The sequence below is a fragment of the Mucilaginibacter sp. genome (genome assembly GCF_036568825.1).
Lineage (GTDB): Bacteria > Bacteroidota > Bacteroidia > Sphingobacteriales > Sphingobacteriaceae > Mucilaginibacter.
Genome location: NZ_DATCRU010000113.1, coordinates 37,612 through 53,237 on the forward strand (window position 1 = coordinate 37,612; position 15,626 = coordinate 53,237).

The window sequence follows — 15,626 nt, forward strand, 5'->3', positions numbered from 1 at the left end:
TATGAAAAAAATCACCCTATCTATAATTGCAATTCTATTTTTAAGCCAGGCATTTGCCCAAAAAATGCCCATGAAAAGCGATACCTCGATGAAAGGCATGGACATGGGCGATATGAAAATGGACTCCGGCTCTATGATGTCCATGAAAATGAATAGCCAATACTCGCTTGATTTACCGATGAGCCGTGATGGCTCCGGAACATCATGGGTGCCTGATGAAACGCCGATGTATGCTTACATGATCCATGGTAAAAAGTGGATGACCATGATCCATGGCAGCTTTTTCCTGAGATATAATAAACAGGACCTGTTCAACTCCGGCAGTCGCGGCGGTAAAAAGTTTGATGCTCCAAACTGGCTGATGGCGTTGACGCAGAGGCAAATTGGGAAAAATGGTTTGTTTTCTATAAATACCATGTTCTCTTTCGATCCGTTTCTTGTTGGACCCGGTGGATATCCTTTGTTGTTCCAGACCGGTGAATCATACAAGGGCAAAAAGTTAGTAGATATGCAACACCCGCATGATCTTTTTGCTGAGTTGAGCGTCAATTACACCCAACGTGTTGCAAAGGACGCAGACATTTCACTTTCTTTCGGATATCCTGGCGAACCAGCTTTGGGCCCACCGGTATTTATGCACCGTTTATCAGCCATGAATGATCCGGATGCACCACTGAGTCATCACTACTCGGATGCTACGCATATTACTTTCGGTACTTCGACCTTAGGTTTCCGTTACAAAGATATCAAGCTAGAAGGATCGATTTTTACCGGTCGAGAGCCGGATGAGTACCGATATAATTTTGATGCGATGCGGTTTGATTCTTACTCTTTACGTTTATCCTATAATCCCTCAAAACAGTGGGCATTGCAGGTATCAAACGGCTGGATACACAGTCCGGAAAGTGCCGAACCACAACAGAACGTGGACAGATTTACCGCCTCAGCCATTTACACCAAAATGCTGGACGATGACAGCTATATAGCTACGACATTGGTTTACGGACAGAATCACTTCTCAGATAATCACAAAACGCTGCCATCAGTATTACTGGAAAGCAGCTGGCAAATGCATAAAACAGCTGTTTATAGCCGGTATGAACATGTGCAAAAGGATGCCGATGAATTGGATCTGACGGATACTTACCCACTCAATCCAAATTTTACTATAAATGCTTTTACACTGGGGATAAACAGGATATTGGCAACGGTAGCTAAAACAAACTTAACTGCAGGTATTCAATCTACTTTAAATGTATCACCATCTGAGTTAAAGACGCTTTATGGTAGTACACCAGTGGGGTTTGAGGTGTATTTGAGGATTACACCGAGGTAATTGATGCAATAGACTTACGAAGTTTTTAAAACTTCGTAAGTCTTCTTAAGCATGACAATTAATCTTCTAAGATAACTGGGATATCCGCAAAGCTGTTCGCGGCATAATCATGAACTTCCACCTTACCAAACCCATACTCTGCATAAATAAACGGTATCCCATTCTTCTTTGCAGCCTCATAATCACCTATTGTGTCACCAACATACACCGGATTCTTCAATTGATTGCGGCTAATGATCATCCCAATATTTTCGGCTTTGGGTCTGCCGGTATTGCCTGAGCATTCATAGTCGGTAAATAAATGTTCAAGCTGATGCTGCTTCAAAAAGTTTTCGATATAGCCTGAAAGACAATTGCTCACAATAAAAAGCGGATATTTTTCAGCAAGATCAGTTAGTAATTCTCTCACTTCAGGATACAGTCTGCCACCATATTCCCTCATATGAAATTTTTCCTGTTGCGCATAAGCGTCGGCCATATTTTGATATTCTTCTTTTGCCAAAAAAGTAAAATATTGCGCGAAAATGTCATCCAGAAGCTTACCGGCAAATGCATGGGCATGTTGCTGCGTAATCACGAAATCGGTTATACCTTTATTTTGTAAGACACTGTTCCAGGCTCTTACACAAGACTCGGAGGCGTCCCAAAGCGTACCATCCAGGTCAAAGATCAGTCCATCGAGCTTCAATTTTGAAATCTTTTGATGGTTTCGGTAATGTGAGCCAGGTGGTGTTTGCCATGCCATGAATATAAGGCAAGGTTACGTTTTAAAGGTATAGTATCACCAGATTCGGGATGAATAAAGGTACGGTTCCATTGTTCTTCGGTAAAACTTTCAAACAAAGCCACCAGGTGCTGATGGATGCCATCCAGCATTTTAAGTGACGGTTCGATCGGCAGACGGTAATCTGGTAATAATGCCCAATCCGCTTCTTCATAAGCTTTGATGGTTGGATTCTCCTCGGTCAGCGCCCATTTAAAGCGGATGATCGAGTTCATATGGCTATCAGCAACATGATGTACTACCTGACGGATAGTCCAGCCGCCCGTGCGGTATTGTGTATCTAGTTGCTGCTCAGTGAGTCCCAGTACAGCATTGCGCATCCTGCCCGGAAGGGTTTTGATATCATTTATCCAACCATTTATGGCGTGTTGCGTATACGAAACGGGTGGTTTAAACTTGCCGGTGGGGTATCTTAGTTCTTCGTCTGTCATAGTTTTAACTGGTTGAGTGTTGGATTGATGTGGCGAATAGCCTGCTTGGGGAACAGGTATTCGCGTAAAAATAGCAATTTTAGCAATGCATTGTGTTTGTACGATGCAAGCTTTCCTATATTTTAGCGTTTACACTGTGTTTATTTAAACCGATGATCAAAAAATTACTAATACTTCTACTGTGTTTTGCATTTACTTTTTCCCGTGCTGAGACAATCAGGACGGATGTTTTGGTGATCGGTGGCGGAGCCAGCGGCGTAGCGGCAGCTATACAAAGCGCACGCAGCAAAGTAAAAACACTGCTGGTTGAACCTGGTCCCTGGCTTGGCGGCAGCATGACCATGAGCGGCATGTGCGTATTGGAAGCCAACCGTAATTTACCATCGGGTATCTGGGGCGAATTTCACAGAAAGGTTACCGATTATTACCGCCCGCGTCTGGGTTACGATACCACGCATAATTCCATACTTCGTTTTGAACCTTATACTGGTGCAGATATCTTAAAAAAGATATGTGACACCGTCAAAAACCTTACTGTCAAACTAAAAACACCCTGGACAGCCATCAAAAAGGATGGCACGGGATGGGAAGTAACCATTATGGTAAATGGTGAAGCGGTGAAAGTAGAAACTAAAGTACTTGTTGATGGCACTGAAACTGGCGAAGTTGCTGTAAAAGCCGGAGCAAAGTTTGAAGAAGATACAAATGCAGAACGAATTACCTGGATAGCTATTTTAAAGGATTTCGGGCGTAATGCTGATAAAACCATTCCCAAGCCGGAAGGTTATGACGCAGCAGCCTACTCATGGTTAAAGGGAAAGGATATCAGGCAAATGCTGCGAGCTGTAAGTATCCCAAATGATAAATACATGATCGATTGGGATAAGTACAATAACAGTAACTCTGGCGCGATAAGCAATAAGGAAGAGCTTTATAAAAAGGCCAAATTACGCACTTTGGGTCTGGTGTATTATTTGCAGACAGAATTGAAATATAAGAACCTGGGTTTGGATGGTCAATTTGGTACCCCGGATAATTTGCCGCCTGCTCCATTGGTACTGGAAAGCAGGCACGTGAAAGGTGTAGTGCGAATGATAATGGACGATATCACCAAACCATATGACCGGGAATCGAAATTATACCGGACAACTATTGCAGTAAGTGATGCAATTCCGGCAGGCGTTCAGGCTGATAAATTTCCATCTTACACTGTTCCATTGGGTTCGGTTGTGGTAAGTGATCTGGATAATGTTTTAGTAACCGAAAAAGCACTGTCAGTAACCAATGAAGTAAACAACAGTACAATGTGCCCTTCTGTTCAAATGACTTTAGGCCAGGGTGTAGGTGCAACCGCTGCGTATTGCGCCTTCTTTAAAACAACCACGAAGCATTTACGTGTACGAATAATTCAAGGTGAAATATTGGATTATAAAGGTTATTTATTGCCGATTACTGATGTCACTCAAAAAGACCCGCATTGGCGGGCCGTACAACAAGTTTGCGCAACGGGTCTGTTAAAAGGCGTTCAAAAAACGAATGGTGACCTGCATTTTGAACCAGATGATGTAGTAAGCACTGAAGAAATAAAGCCGTTTTTACTGGAGCTTTATACCCGCGCCTTTTTGTGGTTCAACAAAGAAAAGCCTGGCGACAAATTTACTTTAGGCAATCTGCTTTCACTCATCAGTGATTATACTTTGACTGATCCCAAAACTTTGCAACTACACCTGCAAAAAGCATGGGCACCGCAGTTTAAGCTGACAGGCACTTTTGATCCGAACCGCCCGGTAACCCGCATGGAGTTTGCAGTGCTGACCAATAAATATTTGAATCCTTTTGCAAAAACGATTGATTTGAGTGGACGCGTGGTAAATTAGAATAAACCCTTTACCAATACTATAATAAAATATAAAATGCGGCAGGCTTAAAACCTGCTGCATTTCGTTTATGCACTTTGAATTTTATGATCATGCATCCACTAACTCGAGGTGACGGGGACGTGGTGGTGTTCCGCATTTTTCAAATTCATCAGCAAGTTGCCCGGTAACGCTTCCGACAATTTCGGTTGCAAGCGACTTAAGTGCTTTATTAAAGTGTTCGCTTGTGGTGAGGGCCGAAAACTTCGTAAAAAGATATGCAATTTCTATCTGCTCTGCTGCACCGATTGTTTCCCATTCAGGACGTGGTACTTTAGGTTTCCAGGGTTCAGGGTGCGGACCTGCAATTTGTTCAAAGCCCCACCAATGCGGGTGGAAAGGAGGACATAAGTCATCATCGTCCCAACCTGATATCAAGCCACCAACAGCAACCTCTGCCATTTGCTTTGATAACTCAAAAGTTTTCATTGATAAAGCTTTATCAGTAATCAATGTGCTGAATTTGCCAATGGTGCCGGCTAATGCAACTTCGCTAAAGCGCCCCCAATTTGGATCCTCGTAATTGGGGAAATAATGCGCGATCAGAGAGGCCTTTGTGGCGCTCCAATCATTCATAAATCTTTCATTTGATTTAAACATGATGACTTAATTTGCCGCCTACTCTGCAATTCCCGTTTTCGGCTTATCGGGTGCTTACTCTGTTGAGGATTTTCAGCTTTCTTCCCTGATAAGATTTAGATTTGACTTGTTATAATGATTTGATTATCATAAAATTAGGAATATTGCAAAGTGGAGCCTATAGTACATATACGCAACTTAATACAGTGTTTCTACGCTAAAGAATGGATTGATTGCTGGTTTATTAATCTTTAATTCCCATTAAAGAAAGAAATAAAGGGGAACGGTTATTTTAATATTGCATACAAATGCTCATCTAAAATCTCACCGCTTTTGATGACAGCATTTCTCATGATACCTTCTTTTAGATAACCTGCTTTTTCCAACACCCGCATAGACGCAGGGTTTTTACTATAAACACTTGCCTGGATGCGAATAAAGTCCAGATGGGTAAAAGCATATTCTGTAACCAGCTTTACGGCTTCGGGCATAATGCCATGACCCCAAAGTTCTTCGCTGAGCCAATAACCGATGATGGCTGTTTTGCGGTAAACATCCTCGCGAGGTTCGATACCTATGCCACCGATCACTTCATCATTAATAGTAATTGCAAAGTTGATCACCGGGTCCTGGTCAATCAAATAATCGACCCAGCTCTTGGCAGCTTCTATGGTGTATGGGGATGGAAAGCGGTCCATCAGGCAGGCGGAGATCTTTGGATTATTCGCATTTTTCTGAAGTGATACTTCGTCGCCTTTTTTCCATCCGCGGATAATAAAACCGTTTCCTTGTAATTCCATAATCGCTAAAATACCATAATAACGCTTGCCGGCAATCAACCCAGCCTTAAAATTGCAAATAACGACAGAGCGGAGATCAATACCCAAAGCATTACACCCTGAAATAATGGAACTACGCCCACCGACTTAAGCTTTTTGAAAGATAATCCTGAGCCTATCAGAAACAGTGTTAAGGTTAGACCTGTTTTCGCGATGCTTGTTAGATAAGGCACCATTGGTTTTATAAATGGTACATAAGTGTTTATGAGCATCGCCAGAATGAAAAGACCTATAAAATATGGGATCTTTACGTTTTTGCTGTCAGTTTTAAAAGCAATAGTGCTGATAAATGCTAATGGAATGATCCATAAAGCCCTTGCCAGTTTAACGGTCGTGGCCACTTGTAGTGCCTGAGCGCCATAATGCGAAGCTGCCCCAACCACCGAACTGGTATCATGAATGGCAATAGCGCACCATAAGCCGAATTGCGTTTGCGATAAGTGCAAATGATGACCAATTACAGGGAAAAGGAATAATGCTATTGAGTTAAGTATAAAGATCACTCCCAAAGAAACTGAGATTTGCTTTTCCTGTGCTTTTACCACCGGCGATAATGCCGCTATCGCACTTCCGCCACAAATAGCCGTTCCTGCTGAAATTAGGAAAGAAGTTACCTTATCTATTTTTAAAAATCGACCGGCTAATATGCCAACGGTTAGTACAGTTAAGATAGATACTATCGTAAATAAAATACCTTCTTTGCCTGCCTGCAAAGCACTCACAATGTTCATCCCGAAACCCAGCCCGACTACCGATGCCTGCAATAGCCAATGTGTAGCTTTATGAGTTAATTGGGCGAAAGGATTATCTATTAGTTGTGCCACTATCAAACCAAGTAATAAGGCCAGTGGCGGTGACATTACCGGGAAGAGGCAAACTACTAATGCGCCTAAAAAGATTATTCTACGTGTATTCTCGCTTAAATGAATTGAAAAACGATGATTTTTGATCTCTGCGGCTTCCATCTTTTTTGTGTTTTTGATGGCACAAAATTGGATAGTTGGCGCTCCTGCATCAAATCGTATAATTTAATCTCTCATAACTTTAGGTTATGAAAATAAGTAACAAAATGGAAAATAAGTCAGCCAGATATACTAATAAAGGTTAATTAAGCAGGTTCTTTTGGGTATCTTAGCAATACGATGAAAGTGCTAATCCTACTACTGGCGATAATTATTTGTGTCGGATGCTCCAATCATCCCAAACAAGTCAAAGTAAAAATCAGCCTGATCGACAGTAACCGCTCACTAAAAATTGCCGGGTTTGATAAGCTCATCATAGCAGACATCGGTCGTGATACGAATAATGAAGCCTGGGAAAGCCTGTTACCCATTTATAAAATGCCTGCCGATACCGATATGAAGGATTATCAAAACGTTCAGCCAGGAAAATATGTGGTTCGGGATAGCCTGGTGATCTTCACTCCCGATACCGCTTTCAGGAAAGGTCAGGCCTATTTTTTAAGATATTTCAGGCATGATGAAGGTACCAGCGCCTGGCAATTGATCAGGGGAAAGAAAAGACCTGGAAGTATCAGCTATAAAGATTTGGTTTTTAGCTATTAAATGCGCTTGGGTGTTGAATTTTAAATAATAATTCGTATATTTGCATCGTAATTAAAAGAATCAGAGGGGGCAGTAGTCCCCTCTTTTATTTTACCTGTGTAATCATCAGCCTAAAAACTACGGATAATGGATATTGAAAAGAGGGTGACACAACTGGTTGAGGAGAAGATCGCCGACAGGCCCGACCTGTTTATAGTGAGTGTAAAAATGCATTCAAACGGTAAGCTGGTGATTTTGGTAGACGGCGAAAAAGGCATAGGCATTGCAGATTGCGCGGTGATTAGCAGGCATGTGGGTTTTCATTTGGAAGAGGAGAATGTGATCGAGAACGCCTACAACCTGGAAGTATCTTCACCGGGCATTGATGCACCCCTGGTTTTGCCCCGCCAGTATATAAAAAATGTAGGCAGGCAATTGGCCATTAAAATGGCTGATGGCAGCAAAAGAGAAGGCAAACTAACCGGGATGACCGAGGATGCCGTGGTAATAGAAGAAACAAAAAAAGAAAAAGGGAAAAAGGCTGAAATTGTTGAAAGCGCTGTCCCTTTGGCACAGATAACAGAAACAAAAGTTTTAATATCATTTAAGTAAAAACCATCATGGGCAGCTAAATAAAAATCAAAGCCCATGATAGCTTCATTACCTTAATGAATAAATAATTTCAATGAAAAATGAGCAATATTAATTTAATTGAGTCTTTTCAGGAGTTTAAAGACTTCAAAAACATTGACCGCCCAACTATGATGAGTGTTCTGGAAGACGTTTTCAGAAGCATGATCAGGAAAAAGTATGGTACCGATGAGAATTGTGACGTGATCGTAAACACCGACAACGGTGACCTGGAGATCTGGCGTACGCGTACGGTAATGGAAGATGGTTTTTCTGAAGACGACGACCTGGAGATTGAATTAGCAGAAGCCCACAAATATGATGAGGACCTGAAAGTAGGTGATGAATATGTGGAGCAGATCACCCTGGAAAGCTTTGGCCGCCGTGCTATTCTGGCTGCTCGCCAGACGCTGGTTTCAAAGATCCTGGAGTTGGAAAAAGACGAAATTTTCAAAAAATATAAAGACCGTGTAGGTGAGATCGTGACCGGTGAAGTATACCAGGTTTGGAAAAAAGAAACTTTGGTATTGGATGATGAAGGCAACGAATTATTGCTGCCAAAATCAGAACAGATCCCTGCCGATTACTTCAAAAAAGGCGATAACGTGAAAGCCGTGGTAAGCAAGGTGGATATGATGAACAGCAACCCGAAGATCATCATCTCGCGTACCGCTCCTGAGTTTTTACAACGTTTGTTTGAGTTGGAAGTACCTGAAATTTTCGACGGTTTGATCACCATTAAGAAAATTGTACGTGAACCGGGCGAAAGAGCAAAAGTTGCGGTAGAATCTTACGACGACCGTATCGATCCGGTAGGTGCCTGCGTAGGTATGAAAGGATCACGTATTCACGGTATCGTTCGCGAATTGAAAAACGAAAATATCGACGTTATAAACTATACGAATAATTTACAGTTATACATACAGCGTGCATTGTCTCCTGCGAAGATCACCTCCATTAAATTGGATGATGAGAAAAAGACAGCAGCAGTGTATTTGAAGCCTGACCAGGTGTCATTAGCGATTGGTCGCGGCGGGCATAACATCAAACTGGCGGGTAAGTTAACCGGCTATGAGATAGATGTTTACCGTGAAGCTGATGAACAGGATGAGGACGTGGATATTGAAGAATTCTCAGATGAAATAGATAGCTGGATACTCGACGAGTTCAAACGCATTGGCCTGGATACTGCAAAATCAGTATTGGCATTGAGCGTTGGCGAACTGGTTAAACGTACCGATTTAGAAGAAGAAACGGTTAAAGAAGTGTTGTCTATTCTGCAGGCTGAGTTTGAATAAACTAAATAAGCAAAATTAAAATCGTATTTTTGCATTATCTAAGCAGAGAAAGTAATATTAAATGTCAGAAGACAAAGGAATAAAATTAATAAAAGCAGTAAAGGAACTCAACATTGGTATGGGTACCATCGTCGATTTTTTATCCGCAAAAGGGTATAAAGTCGATAAGCAGCCTATGGCTATGCTTAGTGGTGATATGTACAATACCCTGTTGAAAGAGTTTGCTGCGGACAAAATTATTAAAGAAGAGGCCAAGCAGATCAGCATAGGCAAGATCAGAAAGGAAGAGACCGTTCCGGTTCCTGAAAAACCTGCCGAACAGCGCCGTTCGAGAGATTTTGAGAACGAAGAAATACTGATCAAAAATACGGGCCACTTCTCAACTCCGGTTGAGAAACCGAAGCAAGAGCCTGCAAAGGCTGAAGAGCGTAATGATACGAGCCTTCCGGGTGTGAAGGTGGTGGGTAAGATCGATCTGAATGCGCCATACCGTCCGGAGAAAAAAGAAGAGCCGGTAGTTGCTAAAAAGGAACCGGCACCGGAAGTAAAACCGGAACCTCAAAAAGAAGAGGTAAAAGCACCTGTTGCTAAAACCGAACCGGAACCGGTAAAGGAAAAAGAACCTGTAAAGCCGGCGGTTGAAAAACCTGCGTCAGAGCAGCCGGAAGAGACAGCTGAACCGGAAACCGAAGTGATCCGTGCAAGAGCACAGCGTTTAAGCGGTCCGAACGTAGTTGGTAAGATCCAATTGCCGGTGAACGAGCCAAAGCGTAATCAGCCTGTAGCTTCTTCATCGAATGCTAATAGTGCAGCCGATCATAAGCGTAAAAGAAAACGCAAAGAAGGTGGCGGCCCGCAACAAGGCGGACAAGGCAATCAACATCCGCAGCAGGGTAATGGCACTCCTAACCAGAACCGCCAGGGAGATTTCCGTAACAGGAATCAACAAGGTGGTGGTAACCGCCCGGATTTCAGAAGAGGAGCACCAAGTACTCCTAAAGAAGAGCCTTCAGAAAAAGAAATACAAGACCAGATCAAGGCAACACTTGCCCGTTTAAGCGGTGCAGGTAAATCAGGCAAATTTGCTCAGCGTGCTAAGTTCCGCCGTCAAAAACGTGATGATGTGGCAGCAAGCGCCGAAGAGCTGGCATTAGAACAGGAAGCGCAGTCGAAGGTATTGAAGGTAACGGAATTTGTTACCGCAAACGAATTGGCATCCATGATGGATGTGCCGGTTACGCAGATCATCTCTACCTGTATGAGCCTGGGTATGTTCGTATCCATCAACCAACGTTTGGATGCGGAAACCTTAACTATCGTGGCTGATGAATTTGGCTACCAGGTTGAGTTTGTAAAACCAGAAGACGAAGAAGCTAACCTGGATACTCCGGACGAACCGGGAGATTTATTACCGCGCGCGCCAATCGTAACCATTATGGGGCACGTTGACCACGGTAAAACATCTTTGCTCGACTTTATCCGCAAAACCAATGTAATTGCAGGCGAGGCTGGTGGTATTACACAACACATCGGTGCTTATGAGGTGACATTGCCGGATGACAAAGGGAAAATAACATTCCTGGATACACCAGGTCACGAAGCGTTTACCGCGATGCGTGCCAGGGGCGCCCAGGTAACAGATATTGTAATTATAGTTATTGCTGCTGATGATAGTGTGATGCCGCAAACACGCGAGGCCATAAACCACGCTCAGGCTGCAGGTGCACCCATTATTTTCGCATTTAACAAAATGGACCGCCCGGGTGCTAACGCTGATAAGATACGCGAACAGTTATCGACCATGAATATTTTGGTTGAAGAATGGGGCGGTAAATATCAATCACAGGAAATATCGGCCAAAACCGGTCTGAATGTAGACAAGTTGCTGGAAAAGGTACTGCTTGAAGCAGAATTGCTTGAGTTAACAGCTAACCCGAACAAACGTGCTGTAGGTACAGTTATCGAAGCAGCTTTGGATAAAGGTCGCGGTATTGTGACTACTGTATTGGTACAGGCAGGTATGCTGAAAGTGGGTGATCCTATTTTGGCGGGTTGCTACAGTGGTCGTGTAAAAGCATTGACCAACGAACGTGGCCAGCGTGTAGAATCTGCGGGCCCGTCAACACCGGTACAGGTATTGGGTATGCAAGGCGCACCAACAGCAGGCGATAAGTTCAATGCTTTGGAAAGCGAAGTTGAAGCACGCGAAATCGCCAATAAACGTCTGCAATTGCAGCGTGAACAGGGCTTGCGGACACAGAAACACATTACACTGGATGAAATCGGCCGTCGTTTGGCTGTAGGTAACTTTAAGGAGTTGAACATTATAGTTAAAGGTGACGTGGACGGTTCAATCGAAGCGTTGTCTGACTCTTTACTGAAACTTTCTACTGAGCAGATCCAGGTAAATATTATATCAAAAGCAGTTGGTCAGATTTCCGAATCCGACGTATTGCTGGCTTCGGCATCCGATGCGATCATCATCGGTTTCCAGGTACGCCCTTCACCGGGTGCGCGTAAACTGGCTGAGCAGGAACAGATCGATATCAGGCTTTACTCGATCATCTACGACGCGATCAACGAGATCAAAGCCGCGATGGAAGGCATGCTTGCTCCAACCTTTGAAGAGAAGATTGTTGCGAATGTTGAGATTCGCGAAACCTTCAAGATCAGCAAGGTGGGTACCATTGCAGGTTGTATGGTGCTGGATGGTAAGATCACACGTAACAGCAAAATCCGTATCATTCGCGAAGGTGTGGTTATCTACACCGGTGAGTTGGCTTCGTTAAAGCGCTTTAAAGATGATGTGAAGGAAGTGAACGCCGGTTACGAATGTGGTTTGAACATCCAGAATTTCAATAATATCGAAATTGGCGATATTGTGGAAGCTTATGAAATTGTAGAAGTTAAGCGTAAGCTTTAATAGCTTTTCTTATAAAAATTAAAGGCTCTCTGACAATCAGAGAGCCTTTTTTATTTAGTGATGTTTTTTGACGATTCTGTGGTGATGGCGTTTTACCGGATGATGTCTTTTGTGGTGATGCTTTGTTTGTGCATTTACTGCCTGAAAGCTAAATGTTGCTAACAGAACGATGGCTAGTACTTTTAAAGTTTTCATAATAGTGGGGTTTAAATCTTTTTATATCAAAAGTCTTAATGCAAGATATGTAATTTATATTAACGAAATAGGCCTTGGTCGTTATTATACGAAGAACTTGTTGTAACAAGATTAGTACAAAAATGACTAATTTGTCGTTTTTCAACTAAAATTTTGGTTTATAACTAAAGAGTTAGTAAATTCCATCCACATTACCTGATCTAAATTATAAACCTATACTTTAATGAAAAAACATATCCTGCGAATAAGTCTACTATGTTTTTCAAGTGCTTTTTTTATAAGCAGGTCTTTTGCCCAGACCGTCGCGCCCGATAGCGCCAACCTGCAAATAGCATCAGCCAATTTTTATAAAGCTATTGGCCAGGAGTCCAGATTGTACAACGGTCACGAATACCAGCCCTATGATCGCCGGATAAAGAATAGTGCACTTTTTCCTGATGATGCAAAAACCTGGGCAACCGGAGAGGTTAATTATGACAATATAGCTTACATGGGCGTGCCTATGATGTACGATATTTATAAGGATGCTGTTGTTGTACAGTTATACAATCGCTTTTCAATGTTTACCCTGCTAAGCGAACGGGTGCGCGATTTTAGTTTCTCCGGTCATCACTTTATAAGGGTTAATGCGGATCAGATCACAGATAATAAAGCGGAGCTCACCACCGGTTTTTATGACCAACTCTATACCGGAAAGCTGGAAATACTGGCAAAAAGAAGAAAAACAATCCAGAACTCCTCAAATGCTGTAGCAGCCCCCGAAATATTTTTTTCGGAGACTAATGATTATTATCTAAAAAAAGGAAATGTCTATTATAAAATAGGAAGTAAAGGTTCCATTTTGAAATTATTGAAAGACAAAAAAAATGATCTTCAGAAGTATCTTAAGCAAAATAATATCAGGTACGGAGATAATCCTGAGCTTGCAATGGTCAAAATGGTAACCTATTATGACCAGATAACTAATTAATAAAATTTAATGTTTCGGGGATTGTGCGCAGGGAACCAACTATAACCGACGTGATAAGCAGCAGAGCTTAAAAGTCATTAAAGCCATTATTGAATCGTTATCCTAATGAAGAAAATTTACTTTTTGGTCCTGTCTCTTTTTGCTTTTGTCCAACTGGCAGGCGCTCAGGATAAAACGGAAAAACTGATCAGTGTCGACTTTCACGCGGCTAAGATCCAACAGTTTGTTGATGACCTGCAGGCAAAAACCGGCTGTCATTTTTATTACGAGCAGGCACAGTTTGATAGCTTAAAAGTTACCGTAACGGCCACCGACAGAACCCTTTCTGCTGTCTTATTTATGGTTTTTGACAAAACGGATTATCACTTTGCTATTGCCGGCCAGAATGTATTCCTAACCAAAGGGCGTGAGATGCGGTCTACTCTTGCGGCTGGTTTTTTTGCTCCCGCTTCATCATCCGCGACGCAGGCCCCTGCGACGGTGGTGGATTATTCAGAAGAGAGAACGGCGAAGATACCGGAGGCAACGACAGAGAACAAGCTGTATGAGATAGGCCTGCGGACGAGTAACCTGAAAGGCACAGCCAACCTGGCGGGCTATGTGAAGAATGCCAAATCGGGCGAAGGGATCATCGGAGCAAGTGTCTATAACCCGGATACGAAGATCGGCATTGCCACGGACCAGTTCGGCTACTATTCATTGACCCTGCCAAAAGGACGGCAGACGCTGGTGATCAAGGGCCTTGGGATGAAAGATACAAGAAGAAAGATCGTGCTGTATTCAGATGGCAAGCTGAACATCGAAATGCAGGAACAGGTGACCTCGCTGAAAGAAGTAAAGATCTCGGCAGAAAAAGTAGCCAATGTAAGAAGCGTAGAAATGGGAGTAAATAAACTGGACATTAAAAGCATCAAGCAGATCCCTACGGCCTTTGGCGAAGCGGATGTGCTCAGGGTAGTGCTGACCCTTCCTGGCGTACAATCCGTAGGTGAAGCCACCACAGGCTTTAACGTACGGGGCGGCTCAGCCGACCAGAACCTGATATTGCTGAATGATGCCACGATCTATAACCCATCGCACTTTTTCGGCTTCTTTTCAGCCTTTAACCCGGATATCGTAAAGAACATCGAACTGTATAAAAGCACCATCCCGGAGAAATACGGAGGCAGGCTGTCCTCGGTACTGGATGTAACCGACCGGGAAGGCAACAAGAAGAAATTTACAGGAACAGCAGGTATAGGCTTGCTCACCAGCAGGCTGAACCTGGAAGGCCCGATAGTAAAAGATAAAACCTCGTTCATCTTCGGAGCAAGAACCACTTATTCCGACTGGCTGCTTAGCATGCTGCCGGAAGCTTATAAACACAGCTCAGCCTCGTTCTATGACGGTAATCTTGATATCACCCACCAGATCGACGATAAAAACAGCCTGTACCTGACCACCTATTTGAGCCAGGACAAGTTTAGATTGAACAGCGATACCGCCTACAGCTACAGCAACAAAAACGCCAACATTAAATGGAAGCACAGCTATACAAATAAACTGTACAGTGTGATCATGACCGGTATAGACGATTACCAGTATGATGTATCGAGCTCAGCCAACCCGGTAAATGCCTATAAGCTTAACTTTTCAGTAAGGCAATATGATTTTAAAACCGACTTTAACTATTACCTGAACCCGAAGAACACGCTGAACTTCGGATTAAGCTCGATCTACTATAAACTGAACCCGGGAGACAATGAACCGAACGGCGAAAAATCACTGGTAGCGCCGGACCAGGTACCGCTGGAACAGGCACTGGAGAGCGCATTGTATTTGGGCGACAAATATGATATCACCCCCAAGCTGTCCATCAGCGCAGGCATCCGGTATTCATTATACGCCTACCTTGGCCCTCAGACGGTGGACCATTATGCCCCCAACCTGCCCAAAGAAGCAGTGAACATTACCGACAGCACCACCTATGGCAAAAACAAGGTGATCAACACTTACCAGGGACCGGAGATCAGGCTATCGGCAAGATACCAGGTAGGCGATAACACTTCTATAAAAGCATCGTACAATACACTGCGGCAATACATCCACCTGCTGTCAAACACCACGGCGATATCACCGACGGACACCTATAAGCTGAGCGACCCGAACATCAAACCACAATTTGGCAAGCAGGCCTCACTG

General features: G+C 43.2%; 13 protein-coding genes. 8 read left to right on the forward strand and 5 right to left on the reverse strand.

Going from position 1 to position 15,626, the window contains the following annotated elements; genetic code table 11:
- Window position 1: 1 nt before the first annotated feature.
- Window positions 2-1,336, forward strand: coding sequence for a hypothetical protein (locus VIM89_RS24225; RefSeq protein ID WP_488158776.1), 1,335 nt, complete (start codon window positions 2-4; stop codon window positions 1,334-1,336).
- A 58-nt stretch (window positions 1,337-1,394) separates the two neighbouring features.
- Here the strand turns inward: VIM89_RS24225 and VIM89_RS24230 are convergent, their stop codons facing one another.
- Window positions 1,395-2,024, reverse strand: a complete 630-nt coding sequence (locus VIM89_RS24230; RefSeq protein WP_488158777.1) for an HAD family hydrolase — start codon at window positions 2,022-2,024, stop codon at window positions 1,395-1,397.
- Complete coding sequence (locus VIM89_RS24235) at window positions 2,021-2,551, reverse strand: YfiT family bacillithiol transferase (RefSeq protein ID WP_488158778.1); 531 nt, start codon at window positions 2,549-2,551, stop codon at window positions 2,021-2,023. The genes VIM89_RS24230 and VIM89_RS24235 overlap by 4 nt, the downstream gene beginning before the upstream one ends.
- A gap of 152 nt (window positions 2,552-2,703) precedes the next feature.
- Here VIM89_RS24235 and VIM89_RS24240 point away from each other — a divergent pair, with 152 nt between their 5' ends.
- Window positions 2,704-4,428, forward strand: coding sequence for an FAD-dependent oxidoreductase (locus VIM89_RS24240; RefSeq protein WP_488158779.1), 1,725 nt, complete (start codon window positions 2,704-2,706; stop codon window positions 4,426-4,428).
- A gap of 90 nt (window positions 4,429-4,518) precedes the next feature.
- On the opposite strand, the gene VIM89_RS24245 is transcribed toward VIM89_RS24240, so the two are convergent.
- From VIM89_RS24245 to VIM89_RS24255, 3 genes are all read right to left on the reverse strand, one after another.
- A complete protein-coding gene (locus VIM89_RS24245; RefSeq protein ID WP_488158780.1) occupies window positions 4,519-5,067 on the reverse strand; it encodes a hypothetical protein in 549 nt (182 codons plus the stop codon).
- Between the two features lie 266 nt (window positions 5,068-5,333).
- The gene (locus tag VIM89_RS24250; protein WP_488158781.1) at window positions 5,334-5,846 is read right to left on the reverse strand and encodes a GNAT family N-acetyltransferase; all 513 of its coding nucleotides are present in this window, start codon (window positions 5,844-5,846) and stop codon (window positions 5,334-5,336) included.
- 35 nt (window positions 5,847-5,881) lie between these two features.
- Window positions 5,882-6,850, reverse strand: a complete 969-nt coding sequence (locus tag VIM89_RS24255) for a YeiH family protein (RefSeq protein ID WP_488158782.1) — start codon at window positions 6,848-6,850, stop codon at window positions 5,882-5,884.
- A 177-nt stretch (window positions 6,851-7,027) separates the two neighbouring features.
- On the opposite strand from VIM89_RS24255, the gene VIM89_RS24260 reads away from it, so the two are divergent.
- The 6 genes from VIM89_RS24260 to VIM89_RS24285 all read left to right on the forward strand — a co-directional run.
- The gene (locus VIM89_RS24260; protein ID WP_488158783.1) at window positions 7,028-7,450 is read left to right on the forward strand and encodes a hypothetical protein; all 423 of its coding nucleotides are present in this window, start codon (window positions 7,028-7,030) and stop codon (window positions 7,448-7,450) included.
- A 126-nt stretch (window positions 7,451-7,576) separates the two neighbouring features.
- Window positions 7,577-8,041, forward strand: a complete 465-nt coding sequence (gene rimP, locus VIM89_RS24265) for a ribosome assembly cofactor RimP (RefSeq protein WP_488158784.1) — start codon at window positions 7,577-7,579, stop codon at window positions 8,039-8,041.
- Between the two features lie 80 nt (window positions 8,042-8,121).
- Window positions 8,122-9,357: a transcription termination factor NusA gene (gene nusA / locus VIM89_RS24270; protein ID WP_488158785.1), complete on the forward strand. Its 1,236-nt coding sequence runs from the start codon at window positions 8,122-8,124 to the stop codon at window positions 9,355-9,357.
- A 61-nt stretch (window positions 9,358-9,418) separates the two neighbouring features.
- Window positions 9,419-12,280, forward strand: a complete 2,862-nt coding sequence (infB, locus tag VIM89_RS24275) for a translation initiation factor IF-2 (RefSeq protein WP_488158786.1) — start codon at window positions 9,419-9,421, stop codon at window positions 12,278-12,280.
- A gap of 418 nt (window positions 12,281-12,698) precedes the next feature.
- On the forward strand, window positions 12,699-13,445 hold the full coding sequence (locus VIM89_RS24280) for a hypothetical protein (protein ID WP_488158787.1): 747 nt from the start codon (window positions 12,699-12,701) through the stop codon (window positions 13,443-13,445).
- Between the two features lie 105 nt (window positions 13,446-13,550).
- Window positions 13,551-15,626: TonB-dependent receptor (locus tag VIM89_RS24285; protein WP_488158788.1), on the forward strand; the 2,076-nt coding region annotated here is incomplete at its 3' end.